The organism is Hydrogenophaga intermedia, from assembly GCF_000723405.1.
GTDB classification, from domain to species: Bacteria; Pseudomonadota; Gammaproteobacteria; order Burkholderiales; family Burkholderiaceae_C; genus Hydrogenophaga; species Hydrogenophaga intermedia.
In genome coordinates this window covers 12064-28586 of record NZ_CCAE010000034.1, presented here as the reverse complement: position 1 = coordinate 28586, position 16523 = coordinate 12064, and the positions used below count along the sequence as shown (strand labels likewise).

The window sequence follows — 16523 nt, the reverse complement described above, 5'->3', positions numbered from 1 at the left end:
CACGAATGGCACAGATGGAACCAGCGGCCAGCGAGCGCGCGATCGGCGAAGGCCATGCCCTGTGGGACAACGCCCCGTGCGGACTGCTCGCGCTGGACACCGGACTGCGCGTGCAGTCCATCAACGACACCCTGCTCGACTGGCTGGGCCACTCCCGCGCCGACCTCGAGCGCCTGTCGCGTGGCGGGGGCGTGGACTTCCCCACGCTGGCGCGCCTGCGCGACGAATCCGACCTGAACCAGTTGCGCGACCACCTGCACGAGTTGCGCACGCAAGGCCGCACGCCGCCGCTGACGCTGCGCCTGTTCGGCAAGGACGGCGCCTTCTTCACCGTGGAGCTGGTCTCGCTCGCCGTGCGCGACGCCAGCGGGCGCTTCCTGCGCTCGCACACCGCAGTGGTCGAGGTCACCGGGCGCGACCGCATCGAGCGCCAGATCGTGGCGCGGATGCGCCTGCTGCAGGCCATCACCGACCGCACGCCCTCGCGCCTGGCCTACTACGACAAGGACCTGGTCTGCCGCTTCTGCAACGCGGCCTACGCGGCGGGCTACGGCCTGGACCCGGACGCGGTCATCGGCATCGACCTCAGCCGCGTGCTGGCGCCCGAGGTGCTGCCCGAGGTGCTGCCGCGCGTGGCCAAGGCGCTCAACGGCGAGGCCATCAGCCACGAGGCCGAGCGCCCCGGCGCCGACGGCACGCCGCACTACTTCGAAGTGCACTACCTGCCGGACAGCCACGACGGCGGGGTGCACGGCTTCTTCATCGAGTTGATCGACATCACCGAGCGGCGCCGCACCGAGGACTTCGTCTTCAACGCCAACCTCGACCTCGAAGAGCGCGTGGCGCAGCGCAGTGCCGAGCTCTACGCCAGCGAGCAGCGCTTCCGGCTGATGTCGCACGCCATTCGCGACCACGCCATCTTCTTCCTCGACCCCGACGGCGGCGTGAGCGACTGGACCGACAGCGCGCAGCGGCTGCACGGCTTCGAGCGCGGGCAGATCCTCGGCCGCGCGCTGGACGCGCTGTTCGAGCCGCAGGGCGAGGACCTGGCCGGGCTCGACACACAGGTGATGCTGGACGTCTGCCTGGAGGAAGGGCACGCCGAGCATGAGGGCTGGAGCCAGCGCCACGACGGCACGCGCTTCTGGTCGCACGCCACGCTGACCGCGCTGCGCGACGCCGAGGGCAACCTGCAAGGCCTGTCGGTCATCACACGCGACCTCACCGAATCCAAGCGCCTGGCCGACGTGATGGCGCGCCTGAACGAGGAACTGCAGCGCCGCGTGACCGAGCGCACCCAGCAACTCGACGCGGCCAACCGCGACCTCGACGCCTTCTCGTACACCGTGGCGCACGACCTGCGTGCGCCGCTGCGCCACATCGGCCAGTACGTCACCCTCACGCAGGAAGGGCTGGACCCGGCGCAGCACCATGAGCTGATGCAGTTCCAGACCGCCATCGGCACCGCCGCCAAGCGCATGGGCCAGATGATCGACGGCCTGCTGGAGTACGCGCGCCTGGGTCGCGTGGCGATCGAGCCGGCGCCGGTCTCGCTCACGCCGCTGATCATGGGCATCGTGGGCCGTTTGCGGGTGGAAAACACGCCGCGCGAGATCGAGTGGGTGATCGACCCGGCGCTGCCCGTGGTGGCGGGCGATCCGATCCTGCTCGCCGAGGTGTTCGGCCAATTGCTCGACAACGCGGCCAAGTTCACGCGCCGCGTGCCCCAGGCGCGCATCGAGGTGGGCCAACTGCCCACCGCGGGCGGGGTGCACACGGTCTTCGTGCGCGACAACGGCGTGGGCTTCGACCTCGCCAAGGCCAAGTCGCTGTTCGTGATGTTCCAGCGGCAGCACCACTCCATGGACTACGACGGCGTGGGCATGGGCCTGGCGCTGGCGCAGCGCGTGGTGCAGCGCCACGAAGGCCGGCTGTGGTGCGAAACGGCGCCCGACCAGGGCTGCACCTTTTTCGTCGAGCTGCGCGCGCCGACCGCGGACGCGACGCCCGACACGAAGGCGGATATCGAGTTGCCCTGAGCCGATGCGACGTCGGTTTCAGCGCCGCCGCGCGCGCGGAGCCGACGCCGCGGAGACCAGCGTCGATACCAGCCAGGCCACGCCCGGGTCGTCGTTCGCGCGCCGGCTCATGGCGATCTGGTGGCGAAAGGGCTCCAGGTCGAACGGCACCGCGCGGCGCAGCAGGCCGGGCGGCAGGCTTGTGCCGGGCGCCAGATCGTCGGGCACCGTCAACGCCAGATCGGTGCCCTGCAAGAGACCCAGGGCAGCGCCGAAGTGCGGCGCCACCAGGCGGATGTCGCGCTCGTGGCCGAGCCGCGCCAGGGTCTGGTCGATGCCGCCGAACGCGCCAGGCTGCACCAGCACCTGCAGGTGCTGGGCCGAGAGGTAGCGCGCCAACGTGAAGCGCCCGCCAGCCAACGGATGCCCGACGCGCATCAGGCACACGTAGGGCGACTCGCGCACGGTGCGCACCTCGATGGTGTCGTCCGCGCTGTTGAACACGCCCAGCGCCAGATCGAGCGTGCCGGCACGGATCAGGTCGGCCGCGTTGCTGCGGCCCGCGTGCAGCAGTTGCAATCGCACGCCGGGCGCATCGCGCAGCAACGCCGGCAGCACCGGGCCGAGCAGGGCCTGGGCCGCGTGGTCCGAACAACCGACGTGGAACTGGCGTTGCGACTGGCGCGGATCGAAGGCGCTGGACAGCGAGAAAACGCGTTGCGCGCGGGCCAGCAAGGCGCGCACCTCGGGGTGCAGTGCCACCGCCTTCGGCGTGGGCACCATGCCGTGCCCCTGGCGCACCACGATCGGGTCCCCGCAGGCCGCGCGCAGCCGCGACAGCGCGTGGCTCACCGCCGGCTGCGTGAGCGCCAGGCGCTCGGCCGCGCGCGTGACGCTGCGTTCGCTGAGCACGGCATCGAAAACCACCAGCAGGTTCAGGTCGAGGCGGCGGAAGTCCATCGGTCAATTATGAATCCTGTGCATCTGATGAAATGGAAACAAATCATTTGTAAGCCATCGGAACGCTATCTACATTGCGACGCAGTCTGCATGAACCCTGTGCATTCAAGAACACAAACCGGAGACACGCCATGCCCTTCACCCCCCACCGCGCCCGCTGGCTGCGCGCCAGCGGCCTCGCCCTGCTGGCCGCGCTGCTCGCGCCCGCCCACGCCCAGAACGCCACCTGGCCCGAGCGGCCGCTGCGCCTCATCGTGCCCTTCGGCGCCGGTGGCAGCACCGACGCGCTGGCGCGCGTCGTGGGCGAGAAGCTGTCGAGCGCGCTCAAGCAGCCCGTGGTGATCGACAACCGCGCCGGCGCGGCCGGCTCCATCGGCGCGCAGGCCGTGGCCAAGGCCGCGCCCGACGGCTACACCTTCCTCCTGGCCACCAGCAGCACGCACGCGGTGCTGCCGCAGCTTCGCGCCCTCCCTTACGACGTGCAGCGCGACTTCACCGCCATCGCGCGCATCGCCACCGCGCCCAACGTGCTGGTGGTAAGCCCGGCGCTGAAGGTGACCACTGTGGCCGAGTTCCTGCAGGCCGCGCGCGCCCGAAGCGCCCCCCTGAACTACTCGTCCAGCGGCAATGGCTCGGTCACCCACCTCATCGGCGCCGACTTCGCGCAGCGCGCGAAGCTGCCCACCACACACATTCCGTACAAGACCGGCATCCAGGCCCTGCCCGACCTGAACGGCGGCCAGATCGATTTCGCCTTCGACAGCATCGTGTGGACGCTGCCCCAGTCCCAGGCCGGCAAGGTGAAGGCCCTGGCCATCGGCAGCGCGCAGCGGTCCCCACTCGCGCCCGACCTGCCCACCCTGCGCGAGGCTGGCTTCGAGGGCTTCGACGGCACCACCTGGTTCGCTCTGATGGGCCCGGCCGGCCTGGACGCCAAGGTGGTGGGCGAACTCAACCGACACATCAACACCGTGCTGCGCGACCCCGACCTGCGCGCGCAGTTCGAACGGCAAGGCGCCGAGCCCCTGGGCGGCAGCCCGCGCGAGCTGGAGCGGCTCGTTCAGGAGGACGGCCAGCGCTGGGCCGCGGTCATCAAGGCAGGCAACATCAAGATCGATCAGTGAACCCCATGTCCCTCGACCCGACGGCCGCCGCGCCGCAAACCGCCCCCCATCCCCACTTCCGCGAGCTCGTCGCCAGCGAGCGCCCCCTGGTGCTGCCCGGCGCGCACGACGCCATCTCCGCCCTGCTGATCCAGCAGGCCGGCTTCAAGGCCTATTTCATCGGTGGCTTTCCGGTGGTGGGCGCGCGTCTGGGCCTGCCCGACATCGGCCTGGCCACGCTCGGCGAGCTCAGCGCCGCATACCGCGACATCATGGCCGTGTCCGACCTGCCAGTGCTGGTGGACGTGGACAACGGCTACGGCGACGTGAAGAACGTCGTGCACGCCGTGCACACCTACGAGCGCATGGGCGCGCAGGCCCTGTTCTTCGAGGACCAGGTCTCGCCCAAGCGTTGCGGCCACATCGTGGGCAAGGAGCTGCTGCCCTGCGAGGAGATGGAGCGGCGCATCCGCGCGGCCGCCGAGCAGCGGCGCGACCCGCGCACCTTCATCATCGCGCGCACCGACGCGCGCGAGGTGATCGGCATGGACGAGGCGCTGCGGCGCGGCGAGCGCTACGCGCGCGCGGGCGCCGACGGCATCTTCATCGAGGCGCCCGAATCGGTGGCCGAGCTGGAACAGGTGGGGCGCGCGCTGAAGGGCGTGCCGCTGATGGCCAACATGCTGGAAGGCGGGCGCACGCCCATCCTCAAGCCCGCAGAGCTGGAAGACCTGGGCTTTCGCATCGTCATCTACGGCATCTCGCTGCTGATGCGCTCGGTGAAGACCATGGTCGACAGCCTGGAAGACCTGCGCAGCGGCGAGCTGAAGATGGTGGGCAGCGGCGTGGGCTTCGAGGACTACAAGCGCATCGTGGGCTTCCCGCGCTGGGCCGAACTGGAGCGCCGCTACGGCGCCTGATCAGTCCGCCAGCCGCGCGCGCACCTCGTCCGCGCGCGGGATCGGCGCCACGGCGCCGTACCCCTGCGTGGACAAGGCCGCCACCGCCGCCGCGTAGCGCCCCGCGTCGAGCAGGCTGTCGCCGGCGAGGCGGCGCGTGACGAAGGCGCCGCCGAAGGCGTCGCCCGCGCCGGTGGCGTCCACCGGCTGGCAGGGGAAGGGGTCGATGCGGTGGCGTTGATTCGCGTCGGCCACCAGCGCGCCCTTGTCGCCGAGCTTCAGCGCCACCTGCTTCGCCCCCAGGCGCAGGCAGTGGTCCACCAGCGCGTCGGGGTCCGTCAGACCGAAGATGGCGACCACGTCGTCGTAACTCGGCAGGCAGATGTCGCAGCGCGCGATGACGTCGCTCATGACGGCGCGCGCGCGGTCCACCGGCCAGAGCTTCAGGCGCAGGTTGGTGTCGAAGGAAATCAGCGTGCCGGCCTCGCGCGCGATGGCCATGGCCGCGTAGGCGGTGTCGCAGGCCGTGGGGGAGATGGCGAGCGAGATGCCGGAGAGGTGCAAGACCTTCGCCGCCGCGATGCGCTCACGCGGCAGTTGCGTGGCCGTGTAGCGGCTCGCGGCCGAGCCCGTGCGGAAGAAGCTGAAGTGGTGGCCGCGTTCGTCGTGCGTGACGAAGTAGATGGCGGTGAAGGCCGCGGTGTCGGCGAGCACGCTCGCGTGGTCCACGCCCTCCTCGTCCCACAGGTGGCGCAGCATCGCGCCGTAGGGGTCGTCGCCCAGCGCGCCCAGGTAGCCCACGCGCGCGCCCTGGCGCGCGGCGGCCACGGCGAAGTTGGACGTGTCGCCGCCGAAGCCCTGCAGGTACAAACGACCTTTGCTGGGGCCGTTGCCTTCCCCGGTCTGGTTGAACTCGACCATGGCCTCGCCGAAGGCGAGGATGTCGAGGGCATCTTGCGCCACCACCGCTCCTTCCCCCATGTCAGATCCGGCCGTACTTGGCCAGGCCCTTGCGCAGCGATTTCTCCGCGATGATGAGCTTGGCCTGCTCCAGTTCGCGCTCGTCGATTTCCTTGGCCATCTTCAGCACCTCCTCGGCCTGGGCGCGCGGCACCACCACCACGCCGTCCACGTCGCCCACCACGATGTCGCCGGGGTGGACCATGATGTCGCCCACGCGCACCGGCACCTGCGAAGCCACGGTGCGGTAGCGGCCCAGCGTGGTGCCGGGGCTCACGTCGCGCGCATACACCGGGAAGCCGTAGTCGCGGCGGATCTCGGTGAGGTCGCGCACGCCACCGTCCAGCACGGCGCCCGCGTGGCCATTGGCCACGGCGCCAGCGGTCATCAACCCGCCCCACACCGCCACGTCGGGCTCGCCGCCTTCGATGCTGATGACGATGACGCTGCCCGCCGGGGCCTCGTCGATCAGGTCCAGCGCGTGCTGCGGCGGCACGAACTCGTCGGTGGCCGCTTCGAGCACGGTGGCGGCCGGGCCGCAGATGCGTTTGTCGTTGATGCGCGGCTTGATGCAGGTGGCCATGTAGCCGCGCTTGCCGCAGACCTTGTCCACCGCGTCGGCCACGGAGGCCACGGCAACCTGGTTGAATCCGTCGATCAGTTCTTTCATGTCGTGCTTTCTTGAAATCGGGAGGGTGTGCTTAGTGGTGTGTCGAGTGGCCTCACCACCGGTTGAGCCAGTTCAATGGGGCCTCGCCGCGCAGCACGCGCGCGGCTTCTTCGGCCGTCTTGCGCTGCAGGTCGCGCATGGCCTCCTCGCTGTACCAGCCCATGTGGTTGCTCACCACCACGTTGTCCAGGCTGAACAGTTTGTGGATGCCGGGCGGCTCCTGCTCGAAGACGTCCAGGCCCGCGCCGAGGATCCGGCGCGCGGCCAGGGCGTCGTACAGCGCGTCGGTGTGCACCAGGCCACCGCGCGCGGTGTTCACCAGAATGGCCGTGGGCTTCATGCGCGCGATGCGCTCGGCGTTGATGAGGTGGCGCGTCTGTGCGTTGAAGGGCGCGTGCAGCGAGATCACGTCGGACTCGGCGCACAGGGTGTCGATGTCGGCGCGCTCCACGCCCTCGGGCAGTTCGGCGCGCGGGTCGTTCACCAGCACGCGGGCGAAGCCGAAGCCGGCGAACTTCTCCAGCGTCATGCGCGCGATGCGCCCGAAGCCCACCAGGCCCAGGGTGCGCCCGCGCAGGCGGAACATGGGCTGCAGCACGCCGGTGGACCAGCGACCTTCGCGCACCTCGCGGTCGTGCAGCCACAGGCGGCGCGACACCGCCAGCGCCAGCGCCACGGCCTGCGAGCTCACCTCGTCGGTGCCGTAGTCGGGCACGTTGGCCACCATGATGCGGCGCTCGCTCGCGGCCACCTGGTCGATGTTGTCCACGCCGATGCCGTAGCGGACGATGGCCTTGCACCTCGACAGGCCCTCGATCACCTCGCGTGGCAGCGGCGACTCGCGCACCAGCACCACGTCGGCCTCGCGCGCGGCGTCCAGCGCGCGCTTCGGGTCGCGCTTGCAGGGGCGCAGCGCGAAGCGCGCGCCCTCGGCGGCCAGCACCGCCTCTTCCTGGTCGTAGCTCGCGTAGCCGTCGTCGAGCGCGACGACGAGCCGCGCGAGCCCGCCTCCCTGCGTCGAATCGCTCACTTGCGGGTTGCCTCCACGGCCTTGAACAGCGCGTCCACGTAGTCCTTGCCGATCTCGCTCTCGGCCCACTGGCGCACCGGCGGCTGGGCCAGCTTGCGGAACTCGGCGATCTGCGCGGCGGTAGGCACATAGACCTGCATGCCCACGCCTTCCAGGATCTTCTTGGCGTTGTTGTCCTGCTCGGCCGTCATCTTGCGGTGGATGGCCATGGCCTTCTGCACGCCTTCGTCCACGGCCTTGCGTTCGACGTCGGTGAGGCGCGTGTAGAAGCGGTCGCTGACGAGGTAGCCGTGCACGGACCAGACGTGCCCGTCCAGCGTGGCGTACTTCTGGTGCTGGTACAGGCTGGCGGCCAGGATGTTGGTCACGCCGTTCTCCTGGCCGTCCACCACCTTCTGCTGCAGCGCGGTGGGCAGCTCGCCCCAGGGAATGGCCGAGGCCGAGGCGCCCAGCGATTCAACCAGCGCCTTGAACACCGGCGAGGGCTGGATGCGGATCTTCATGCCCTTCATGTCGGCCGGCGTCTGGATGGGGCGCAGGCTGTTGGTGAAGTGGCGCACGCCGTTGTCGGCGAAGCCCAGCGCGCGAATGCCGGTCTTCTTGACCATGTCGTCGGAGAAGCCCTTGAGCCACGCGGAGTCGTACACGCGCCAGGCGTGTTCGTGGTTGTCGTACAGGAAGGGAATGCCCAGCACGCCGATGGGCTTGTGCACGGTGCCGATGGCGCCGTCGTGCGCCACGGCCATCTCCAGGGTGCCCAGACGCAGGGCCTCCATGGTGGGCTGGTCCTTGCCGAACTGGCCGGCCGGGAAGATCTCGACCTTGATGGAGCCCTTGGTGGCTTTCTCCACGTGCTCCTTGAACGCGAGCGCGGCGACGTGCTTGGGCTGGTCGTCCTTGGCGGGCTGGAAGTGCGCGTACTTGAGCGTCTTCTGCGCGTGCGCGGCCAAAGGCAGCGCGAGGGCCAGGCCCATCACGGCGGCGAGGGTCTTGAACTTCATGGCGGTTGTCTCCTTGTGGTTGGGGGAAGGAAAGAACGCTCAGCGCGCGTAGCCGAACAGGCCGGGCACGAAGGTGCTGAGCGAGGGGATGAACACCACCGCCAGCAGCACCACCAGCAGGGCGGCGAGCAGAGGCAGGATGGCGCGCGTGAGTTCTTCCAGGCGCAGCCGCGCCACCGAACTCATCACGAACAGCACCCCACCCACCGGTGGCGTGGCCAGGCCGATGGTGAGGTTGAGCACGATGGCCATGGCGAAGTGCAGCGGGTGGATGCCGAACTGATCGGACAGCGGCGCCAGCACCGGCACCAGGATGATCACGGCAGGCAGCGTGTCGATGAACAGGCCGCAGATGAGCACGAAGACCATCACGATCAGCATGATGGCCACCGGGTCGGTCGTCATGCCGCCGATGGCCGCGCCGATGGTCTGCGGGATCTGCAGCAGCGTGAGCAGCCAGGCGAACAGCGAGGCCATGGACACGATGATGAGCGCCGCCGAGGTGACCAGGCCGCTTTGCAGCAGCACCCGGCAGATGAGGCGCGCGTTGAGCGTGCGCGTGATGAACAGGCCGATGAACAGCGCGTAGAACACCGCCACGGCCGAGGCTTCGGTGGGCGTGAACAGGCCGGTGAGGATGCCCGCGATGATGATGGCCGGCATCAGCAGCACCGGCGTGGCTTTCCACAGCGCGCGCAGGCGAACGCCCCACGACGGCGCCGTGCCCACGGTGCCGTAGCCCCGCTTCACCGACAGGTAGTGGTTCATGCCCATCAGCGCCAGGCCCATCAGCAGGCCGGGCACCACGCCCGCCAGGAACAGGCCGGCCACGGTGACGCGGCTGTCGGTGAGCGCGTAGATCACCATCACGATGGACGGCGGGATGATGGGCCCGATGACCGAGGTGGCCGCCGACAGCGCGGCCGAGTAGGCCTTGTCGTAGCCGCTGCGCGCCATCATGCGGGTCTCGATCGCGCCGGGGCCGGCCGCGTCGGCCAGGGCCGAGCCGCTGATGCCCGCGAACATGACCGAGGTGACCACGTTGACGTGGCCCATGCCGCCGCGCACGTGGCCCACCATGGCGCCCGCAAAGCGCAGCAGCGCGGTGGTGATGCCGCTGGCGGTCATCAGGTCGGCCGCGAGGATGAAGAAGGGCACGGCCATCAGCGGGAAGCTGTTGATGCCGTCGAAGAAGCGCTGCGGCACCGACAGCAACGACAGGTTGCCGTCGATGGCCAGGGCCAGCAGGCCCGCGCCGCCCATGGCCAGGGCAATGGGCACGCCGATGGCCAGACCGACAACGAAGACGATGAAGAGGACAAGGCTCATGCTGCAGCCTCCTCGGCTTCGTGGTCGTCGAGGTCTTCGGTCTGCACGAATTCGCGCGCGATGAACTGGCGCCAGAACAGCAGCAGGTGCAGCAGCATGGCCGCGGCACCCAAGGGAATGCCCAGATAGGGCAATCCCGCAGGCAGACCCATGGCGGGCGTTTCCTGGCTCCAGGTGAACTCCGCGATCTGCACACCCAGCACCACCAGTGCCAGCAGGAACAGCGCGGTGGCGATGGCGATGAACCAGCGGATGGCGTGGCGCAGCGGCGCGGGCAGCAGGTCCTGCAGCATGTCCACGGCCACGTGGCGGCCCTCGCGCAGCGCCAGGCCGGCGCCCAGGTAGGCCACCCAGATCATCTGTATCTGGGTGAATTCCTCGACCCAGAAGATGGATTGATTGAACACGTAGCGCATGACCACGTTGGCGAACACGAGCACCGCCATCGAGGCCATGAGAAGAACGATGAGGGCCTGGTTGAGCCGCACGAAGCCGTGCTCCAGGCGGCCCGCTAGAGAGGGGCGGGCCGGTGAATCGCTGAACGCCATGAAGGGACTGTCTCCGGTGCTGGGTATCAGGGTTTTGCCCGGGATCGTATCTGATATCTCTGATATAGGATTGAGGGAAACCCCTTACACTGCGGCTCCACGATCCGAAACCCCATGACCCGACAACTCGAGCTCGAGCGCCCCCGCCTGCTCACCGACGTGGTGGGCGAGCGCATCCGCGCCGCCATCGTCAGCGGCGACCTGAAGCTGGGCGAGCAGGTGTCGGAGGCGCAGTTGGCCGCGTTGATGGGCGTGAGCAAGACCCCGGTGCGCGAGGCCCTGGTGCGGCTGCAGTCACAGGGTCTGGTGCAGATCCACCCGCAACGCGGCACCTTCGTCTTTCGCCTCACGCCCGAGCAGGTGGGCCAGCTCTGCCGCTTCCGCGCGCTGGTGGAGACCGAGGCCCTGCGCGAGGCCATGGACGCCAACCGCGCGGGCCTGCTCAAGGCCATGAAGCAGTGCGTGAAGGAAATGAAGGCCGCCGAGGCCGCGCGCGACCTGCCAGCGTTGGCACGCATCGACATGGCCTTCCACTGGCAGTTCTTCGAGCACTGCCCCAGCCCCTACGTGCGCTCGGGCTACGAGGTGCTGCGCTCGCAGCTCACCGCGCTGCGCCACCGCTCGCCCATCGACAACGCGGTGAAGAGCCACCAGGTGCTGGTGGACGCGGTGGGCGACGGCGACGTGGACGCGGCGGGCGCGCTGCTGCGGGAACACGTGCTGGACAACGAGCCGCGGTACCGGGCGGCTTGCGGCGGGGCCTGAGGCGCGGGCTGGGGGAGGGCTCGCCGCGAGGGTTGGCGGCGCTTGGTTGGCGTGTCAGGGGCGGGCACAGGGCCGTGGCGGCTTCACTGCGGTGGTCCTCGCTGCGCGAGGACTCCCCTGCGATGCTCGCGCGGGTGGCCTGCGGCATAACTCGCTGCGCGCGCTCTGCGCGCTCCGCTCAAACAGATGCCGCAAATCAGATGACGAAGCGCGCTGCGCGCGCGGCCACCCGCACTGCGCTTCTCGGCACCGCACAGGCGCCGCCACGGCCCTGTGCCCGCCCCCGACAAGAGACACTCAGGCACGCCAACAACGGGAACGGACTTCCCTTCGCGAAGCGAAGGGCTGCGCAGTGAAGCCCGCGGCACCGTACCCCGGGCCCTCGGCCCGCCAACCCACCGCCCCCTACACCTGCAGCACCCGCAGCACAGCAGTCAAACCTCCATCCCGATCGCCTCGAAAAACGCCCGCACCATCCGCGCGTCCCGCCGCTCGGCCAGGCAGGCCACGTGCGCGTAGGTGCGCACCTGTGCGTCGCTGATGCGCACCGCGTGCAACCCCGGGCCAGGCACGAACTCCACGTCGGACACCGCCGCCACGCCCACGCCCTGCGCCACCGCCTCGCGGATGATCTCGCGGCTGGCCACCTCCATCACCACCTCGGGCTCCACCCCCGCCGCGCGCAGCGCCGACTCGATCGCCTTGCGCGTGGTCGAGCCCTCCTCGCGCAGGATCAGCTTCTCGCCCTGCAACTCCGCCGTGCGGATGCTGCGCCGCCGCGCAAAGGGATGCGTGGCGTTGCAGAAGATCACCACCGGGTGCTCGCTGTAGGGCACCGAGACGAAGCGCTTGTCCAGCGAAACCTGCGCCAGCACGCCCACGTCGGCGCTGTAGTCGGCCAGGCGGTCCAGCACATCCTGCGAGTTGCCGGTGGTGACGGAGATCTTCACGCCCGGGTAGCGCTGGTTGAAGGCGACCAGCATCTTCGTCGCGTGTGATGGCCCCACCGCCGCCACGCGCAGGTGGCCCGATCGCAGCTCGCCCGTCTCGCGCAGCAACTGCACGGCCTCGGCCTCCAGGTCGAACATCTGGCGCGAGAGCTGCAGCAGCCGCTCGCCGATCTCGGTGGGCACCACGCGCCGGCCCGAGCGGTGGAACAGCTCCACCTTGTAGAGCGTCTCGAGCTGGCCCACCTGCGTGGTGACGGTGGGCTGGCTCACGTGCAGGGCCTCGGCCCCGCGCGTGAAGCTGCCGGTGGTGGCCACAGCGTGGAAGGAACGCAACTGGGTCAAGCGCATGGGACGGCTCGCATGAAAAAAGGCCTCGGTGTTATCCCTGCGGAACTATAGGTTCTTTCAATACAAGGGTGTAAAAACTTGAATTGGATGAATGTCGCCCTCAGGCAGACAGTGCGACACAGCGTCACGGATCGGTCATGTGGCGCCCAAAAACTGACGGACAGATTCAAGTACCGCAACCGGAGACACCCCATGCCGCTTTCCCGCCGTTCCCTTCTCGCCAGCGCGCCGGCCTTCGTCGGCGCGCCCCTGCTCGGCCTTGCGCCGGGCGCCCGCGCCAATGGCGTGCTCACCGTCGGGCTGATCCCCTCGGAGGACTCGCGCGCCATGATCGCCAACAGCCAGGCCATGATGGACATGCTGTCCAAGGCCCTGGGCATGCCGGTCAAGCCCTTCGTGGCGGCCGACTACAACGGCGTCATCGAGGCGCTGCGCTCCAAGCGTCTCGACGTCGCCTACCTCGGCCCCTTCTCCTACGTGCTGGGCACCACGGTGGCCGACATCGAGGCCTTCGCCGTGGCCGAGACCAAGAAGGCCGGGCGCACCTTCTACCACTCGCTGGTCGTCGCACGGAAGGACAGCGGCATCAAGACCGTGGCCGACCTCAAGGGCAAGAACTTCGCCTTCGTCGACCCCAGCTCCACCTCGGGCCACCTGTTTCCCAAGGCCGGGCTGATCAAGGCCGGCTTCAACCCCGACAAGGACTTCGGCCGCGTCATCTTCTCGGGCTCGCACGACTCGAACGCGGTGGCGGTGCAGAACGGCAAGGTCGACGCGGTGGCCATCGCCGACCGCATTCTCGACGCCGCCTTCAACAAGGGCCTGGCCAAGCGCGAGGACCTGGTGGTGGTGTGGAAGTCGGACCCCATCCCCGAATCGCCCACCGTGTGGCGCAAGGACCTGGACGCCGACCTGAAGAAGCGCGTGCAGGCCGCCTTCCTGCAGGTGAAGGACATCCCCTGGTCCGACCAGGGCGAGCTCAACGGCTTTCACCCCACCAACGACGCGGCCTACAACGTCATCCGCGACACGGCCAAGGCGCTCAACCTCGACCTGAGGAAGATGAAGTGATCAAGATCCGCGGCCTGACCAAGCGCTACGGCGACTTCGACGCCCTCAAGGGCATCGACCTCGACGTGGCCCCCGGCGAGTTCCTCGTCGTGCTCGGCCCCTCGGGCGCCGGCAAATCCACACTGCTGCGTTGCATCAACCGCCTGTGCGAACCCACGCAGGGCGAGATCCACGTCGACGGCCAGGCCGTCACGTCCGATCGCGCCAGCCTGCGCCGCGCGCGCCGCCAGGTCGCGATGATCTTCCAGCACTACAACGTGGTGCCGCGCCTGTCGGTGCTCAAGAACGTGCTCACGGGCCGGCTCGGCGCCATGCCCTCGGTGCTGTCCTGGCTGCAGGTCTTCCCGCGACGCGACATCGCCATCGCCCGCGAGTGCCTGCGCCGCGTGGAGCTGGAGGAGAAAGCCGAGCTGCGCACCGACACGCTCTCGGGCGGGCAGAAGCAGCGCGTGGGCATCGCCCGCGCGCTGGCCCAGCAGCCGCGCATCATCCTGGCCGACGAGCCCGTGGCCAGCCTGGACCCGAAGACCTCGCGCACGGTACTGCAGTACCTCAAGCAGGCCAGCCGTGAGCTGGGCATCACCGTGGTGTGCAACCTGCACCAGATCGAGTACGCGCGCGAGTTCGGCGAGCGCATCGTGGGCGTGTCGGGCGGGCGCATCGTGTTCGAGGGCGGGCCGGACCAGTTGACCGAGGAGGTGCTGCACCGCATCTACCCGGGGCTGGACGAGGGCGCGGCGAAGAACGCCAGCCCGGCGCGCGCCGCGCAGCCTGCGCCGTTGCACAACCTGGCACTGGAGGACGCGTGATGAACATCGGCTCCTACTCCCTGCTCGTCGCGCGCCCCACCGGTTCCACCGGCTGGTGGCCGCGCATCGGCATCGGCGCGCTGGTGCTGATGACGCTCTGGTGGGCCGCGCGCGGCGCCCAGGTCAGCGTCACCGAACTCAGCAAAGGCCTGCCTTGGATCGGCGACTTCCTCTCGCGGATGATGCCGCCCAACTGGGCCTTCCTCGACAAGCTCTGGGTGCCCGCGATCGAGACCATTCAGATCGCCCTGTGGGGCACGCTGCTCGCGGTCGTCATGGCCGTGCCGGTGTGCTTCTTCGCGGCGCGCAACCTCACGCCCAACCTGGCGGTGTTCCACTTCACGCGCCAGGTGTTCAACGTCACGCGCGGCATCAACGAGATCATCCTCGCGCTGATCTTCGTGGCGGCCGTGGGCCTGGGCCCCTTCCCCGGCGTGCTGGCCCTGGCCGTGCACGGCGCGGGCATGCTGGGCAAGTTCTTCTCCGAGTCGATCGAGGAGATCGACCAGGGCCCCATCGAGGCCCTGCGCGCCACCGGCGCGGGCCCGGTGCAGACCGTCATCTTCGGTGTCATCCCGCAGGTCATCACCGCGTGGATCGCCGTCGTGCTCTACCGCTTCGAGACCAACCTGCGCCAGGCCACCGTGCTCGGCATGGTGGGCGCGGGCGGCATCGGCTTCGAGCTGGTCGGCAGCATGAAGCTCTTTCAATACCAGGACACCGCCACCTGCATCGTGGTGATCATCGTGATGGTGATGGCGGCCGACTACGTGTCCACCAGGCTGCGCGCCTGGATCCAGAAGGGAGCGCGTTGATGGACGCCCGCGTCGATTCGGTGACGGTCAATGGCCGTCGGTATGCCCGGCCGCAACAGCCGGTGGTGGTGGTCTGCGTGGACGGCTGCGAGCCCGACTACATCACCCAGGCCATCCAGGCCGGTGTGGCGCCCTACCTCAAGCGCATGGTGGAGCAAGGCGCCTCGGTCATCGGGGACTGCGTGGTGCCCAGCTTCACCAACCCCAACAACGTGTCCATCGTCACCGGCGTGCCGCCTTCGGTGCACGGCATCAGCGGCAACTACTTCTACGACGTGGACAGCGGCCGCGAAGTGATGATGAACGACCCCGCCTGGCTGCGCGTGCCCACGCTGCTGGCGGCCTTCGCCGACAGCGGCGCCAAGGTGGCGGCCGTCACGGCCAAGGACAAGCTGCGCACGCTGCTGGGCCACGGCCTGCAGGGCATCTGCTTCTCGGCCGAAAAGGCGGACAAGGCCACGGTGGCCGAGTGCGGCATCGACGGCGTGCTTGAACTGGTGGGCAAACCGGTGCCCTCGGTCTACAGCGCCGACCTCAGCGAGTTCGTCTTCGCCGCCGGCGTGCGCCTGCTGCAGACGCGGCCGCTGGACCTGGTCTACCTGTCCACCACCGACTACGTGCAGCACAAGTGCGCGCCCGGCACACCCGAGGCCAATGCCTTCTACCAAATGATGGATGGCTACCTGGCGAAGCTCGACGCCCTGGGCGCGGTGATCGGCCTCACCGCCGACCACGGCATGAGCCCCAAGACCGACGCCGCCGGCAAGCCGCGCGTGCTGTACCTGCAGCAGGTGCTCGACGGCCTGATCGGTGAGGCGAAGGCGCGCGTGATCCTCCCGATCACCGATCCCTATGTGGTGCACCACGGCGCGCTGGGCTCCTTCGCCACCGTGTACCTGCCCGACGCCGACACCACGGCGCGCGCGCGCGCCGCCATCGAGGCCCTGCCCGGCGTCGAGGTGGTGCTCTCGCGCGAACAGGCCGCGGCCCGCTTCGAGCTGCCACCCGAGCGCCTGGGCGACCTGGTGATCGTCAGCGACCACCTCACCGTGCTGGGCACCAGCGAACAGAAGCACGACCTCTCCGGCCTCACGGTGCCGCTGCGCTCGCACGGCGGGCTGTCGGAGCAGAAGGTACCGCTGCTGTTCAACCGCCCCCTGCAGGGCGTGCCCGCCACGCGCCGCCTGCGCAACTTCGACGTGTTCGATCTCGCGCTCAACCACGTGGCCGTTGCCAACCGATAGAGG

Annotated in this window: 16 protein-coding genes; 8 read left to right on the top strand and 8 right to left on the bottom strand. The window is 69.3% G+C overall.

The annotated features are described in order from the left end of the window. Positions 1-5 precede the first annotated feature (5 nt). Positions 6-2039: a PAS domain-containing sensor histidine kinase gene (locus tag BN948_RS25765; RefSeq protein ID WP_162182748.1), complete on the top strand. Its 2034-nt coding sequence runs from the start codon at positions 6-8 to the stop codon at positions 2037-2039. A gap of 18 nt (positions 2040-2057) precedes the next feature. On the opposite strand, the gene BN948_RS17395 is transcribed toward BN948_RS25765, so the two are convergent. Beyond that, positions 2058-2978: a LysR family transcriptional regulator gene (locus BN948_RS17395; protein ID WP_035622922.1), complete on the bottom strand. Its 921-nt coding sequence runs from the start codon at positions 2976-2978 to the stop codon at positions 2058-2060. 131 nt (positions 2979-3109) lie between these two features. On the opposite strand from BN948_RS17395, the gene BN948_RS17390 reads away from it, so the two are divergent. After that, the gene (locus tag BN948_RS17390) at positions 3110-4102 is read left to right on the top strand and encodes a Bug family tripartite tricarboxylate transporter substrate binding protein (protein ID WP_035622919.1); all 993 of its coding nucleotides are present in this window, start codon (positions 3110-3112) and stop codon (positions 4100-4102) included. 5 nt (positions 4103-4107) lie between these two features. Next, on the top strand, positions 4108-5001 hold the full coding sequence (locus BN948_RS17385; protein WP_051756189.1) for an isocitrate lyase/PEP mutase family protein: 894 nt from the start codon (positions 4108-4110) through the stop codon (positions 4999-5001). On the opposite strand, the gene BN948_RS17380 is transcribed toward BN948_RS17385, so the two are convergent. From BN948_RS17380 to BN948_RS17355, 6 genes are read right to left on the bottom strand one after another with little or no spacing between them, the layout of a single operon-like run. Beyond that, a complete protein-coding gene (locus tag BN948_RS17380; RefSeq protein WP_272945550.1) occupies positions 5002-5943 on the bottom strand; it encodes a sugar kinase in 942 nt (313 codons plus the stop codon). It lies immediately after the preceding gene. A gap of 19 nt (positions 5944-5962) precedes the next feature. Next, positions 5963-6610 carry an RraA family protein gene (locus BN948_RS17375; protein ID WP_035622915.1) on the bottom strand — a complete coding sequence of 216 codons (648 nt, stop codon included), beginning with the start codon at positions 6608-6610 and terminating at the stop codon, positions 5963-5965. Positions 6611-6662: 52 nt separating this feature from the next. Next, positions 6663-7640 (bottom strand): C-terminal binding protein, encoded by a 978-nt coding sequence (locus tag BN948_RS17370; RefSeq protein WP_035622912.1) that lies wholly within the window; start codon positions 7638-7640, stop codon positions 6663-6665. Next, a complete protein-coding gene (locus BN948_RS17365; RefSeq protein WP_035622909.1) occupies positions 7637-8641 on the bottom strand; it encodes a DctP family TRAP transporter solute-binding subunit in 1005 nt (334 codons plus the stop codon). The genes BN948_RS17370 and BN948_RS17365 overlap by 4 nt, the downstream gene beginning before the upstream one ends. A 39-nt stretch (positions 8642-8680) precedes the next feature. Next, on the bottom strand, positions 8681-9970 hold the full coding sequence (locus BN948_RS17360; protein WP_035622905.1) for a TRAP transporter large permease: 1290 nt from the start codon (positions 9968-9970) through the stop codon (positions 8681-8683). Continuing rightward, a complete protein-coding gene (locus BN948_RS17355) occupies positions 9967-10518 on the bottom strand; it encodes a TRAP transporter small permease (protein WP_051756183.1) in 552 nt (183 codons plus the stop codon). Before BN948_RS17355 ends, BN948_RS17360 begins: the two co-directional genes overlap by 4 nt. Positions 10519-10632: 114 nt before the next feature. On the opposite strand from BN948_RS17355, the gene BN948_RS17350 reads away from it, so the two are divergent. Beyond that, positions 10633-11283 carry a GntR family transcriptional regulator gene (locus BN948_RS17350; RefSeq protein WP_035622902.1) on the top strand — a complete coding sequence of 217 codons (651 nt, stop codon included), beginning with the start codon at positions 10633-10635 and terminating at the stop codon, positions 11281-11283. 434 nt (positions 11284-11717) lie between these two features. Here BN948_RS17350 and BN948_RS17345 read toward each other — a convergent pair whose 3' ends face one another. Next, positions 11718-12581, bottom strand: coding sequence for a LysR substrate-binding domain-containing protein (locus BN948_RS17345; protein ID WP_035622900.1), 864 nt, complete (start codon positions 12579-12581; stop codon positions 11718-11720). A gap of 192 nt (positions 12582-12773) precedes the next feature. Between BN948_RS17345 and phnD the strand changes: the two genes are divergently transcribed. The 4 genes from phnD to phnA are packed head-to-tail and all read left to right on the top strand — an operon-like array spanning position 12774 to position 16520. Continuing rightward, positions 12774-13652 carry a phosphonate ABC transporter substrate-binding protein gene (gene phnD / locus BN948_RS17340; protein WP_035622897.1) on the top strand — a complete coding sequence of 293 codons (879 nt, stop codon included), beginning with the start codon at positions 12774-12776 and terminating at the stop codon, positions 13650-13652. Then, positions 13649-14461 (top strand): phosphonate ABC transporter ATP-binding protein, encoded by an 813-nt coding sequence (gene phnC, locus BN948_RS17335; RefSeq protein WP_035622895.1) that lies wholly within the window; start codon positions 13649-13651, stop codon positions 14459-14461. Before phnD ends, phnC begins: the two co-directional genes overlap by 4 nt. Next, positions 14461-15276 carry a phosphonate ABC transporter, permease protein PhnE gene (phnE, locus tag BN948_RS17330; RefSeq protein ID WP_035622893.1) on the top strand — a complete coding sequence of 272 codons (816 nt, stop codon included), beginning with the start codon at positions 14461-14463 and terminating at the stop codon, positions 15274-15276. The genes phnC and phnE overlap by 1 nt, the downstream gene beginning before the upstream one ends. Further along, the gene (gene phnA, locus BN948_RS17325) at positions 15276-16520 is read left to right on the top strand and encodes a phosphonoacetate hydrolase (RefSeq protein WP_035622892.1); all 1245 of its coding nucleotides are present in this window, start codon (positions 15276-15278) and stop codon (positions 16518-16520) included. Before phnE ends, phnA begins: the two co-directional genes overlap by 1 nt. Positions 16521-16523: the final 3 nt, after the last annotated feature.

What these genes read in the sequence shown, in the direction of transcription:
- BN948_RS25765 (WP_162182748.1), top strand. Translation starts at nt 6, where the DNA reads ATGGCACAGATGGAACCAGCGGCCAGCGAGCGCGCGATCGGCGAAGGC.
- BN948_RS17395 (WP_035622922.1), bottom strand. Translation starts at nt 2,978, where the DNA reads ATGGACTTCCGCCGCCTCGACCTGAACCTGCTGGTGGTTTTCGATGCC.
- BN948_RS17390 (WP_035622919.1), top strand. Translation starts at nt 3,110, where the DNA reads ATGCCCTTCACCCCCCACCGCGCCCGCTGGCTGCGCGCCAGCGGCCTC.
- BN948_RS17385 (WP_051756189.1), top strand. Translation starts at nt 4,108, where the DNA reads ATGTCCCTCGACCCGACGGCCGCCGCGCCGCAAACCGCCCCCCATCCC.
- BN948_RS17375 (WP_035622915.1), bottom strand. Translation starts at nt 6,610, where the DNA reads ATGAAAGAACTGATCGACGGATTCAACCAGGTTGCCGTGGCCTCCGTG.
- BN948_RS17365 (WP_035622909.1), bottom strand. Translation starts at nt 8,641, where the DNA reads ATGAAGTTCAAGACCCTCGCCGCCGTGATGGGCCTGGCCCTCGCGCTG.
- BN948_RS17360 (WP_035622905.1), bottom strand. Translation starts at nt 9,970, where the DNA reads ATGAGCCTTGTCCTCTTCATCGTCTTCGTTGTCGGTCTGGCCATCGGC.
- BN948_RS17355 (WP_051756183.1), bottom strand. Translation starts at nt 10,518, where the DNA reads ATGGCGTTCAGCGATTCACCGGCCCGCCCCTCTCTAGCGGGCCGCCTG.
- BN948_RS17350 (WP_035622902.1), top strand. Translation starts at nt 10,633, where the DNA reads ATGACCCGACAACTCGAGCTCGAGCGCCCCCGCCTGCTCACCGACGTG.
- BN948_RS17345 (WP_035622900.1), bottom strand. Translation starts at nt 12,581, where the DNA reads ATGCGCTTGACCCAGTTGCGTTCCTTCCACGCTGTGGCCACCACCGGC.
- phnD (WP_035622897.1), top strand. Translation starts at nt 12,774, where the DNA reads ATGCCGCTTTCCCGCCGTTCCCTTCTCGCCAGCGCGCCGGCCTTCGTC.
- phnE (WP_035622893.1), top strand. Translation starts at nt 14,461, where the DNA reads ATGAACATCGGCTCCTACTCCCTGCTCGTCGCGCGCCCCACCGGTTCC.
- phnA (WP_035622892.1), top strand. Translation starts at nt 15,276, where the DNA reads ATGGACGCCCGCGTCGATTCGGTGACGGTCAATGGCCGTCGGTATGCC.